We start from the raw sequence: 466 nt of genomic DNA on the forward strand, positions 1-466 counted from the left end.
CCATCGAGGTCGCCGCGCTGCACGAGGTGTACGAGGGCGCCGCCCCGGCCGAGACCTGCGCGCTCGGCTCGGTGAAGACCGCCATCGGTCACCTCGACGCCGCCGCCGGCATCGCCGGCCTGATCAAGGCGGTGCTCGCCGTGCAGCACGGCACCATCCCGCCGAACCTGCACTTCACCCGTCCACACCCGGAGATCGACCTGACCGCCGGCCCCTTCTACGTACCGACCAAGGTGCGCGACTGGCCGGACGCGCCGCGCCGGGTCGCCGGGGTCAGCTCGTTCGGGCTGGGCGGCACCAACGCGCACGTCGTGGTGGAGCAGGCCCCGCCGGCCGAGCCGGTCGACCCGCCGCCGGCCGGGGCGCACCTGCTGCCGGTGTCGGCGCGTACCCCGGCGGCGCTGCGGGCGGCGTTGACCCGGCTGCGACGGCACCTCGCCGGCGCCACCCCGGCGCTGGCCGAGGT

Annotated in this window: 1 protein-coding gene; it reads left to right on the plus strand. The window is 76.8% G+C overall.

Annotated elements, in window-relative coordinates:
- The coding region (locus EAD98_RS08200) for a ketoacyl-synthetase C-terminal extension domain-containing protein (RefSeq protein ID WP_305035231.1) at positions 1–466 on the plus strand (466 nt) is incomplete at both ends.

Origin of the sequence: Micromonospora sp. CV4, from assembly GCF_003667455.1 — a bacterium.
GTDB lineage: Bacteria > Actinomycetota > Actinomycetes > Mycobacteriales > Micromonosporaceae > Micromonospora.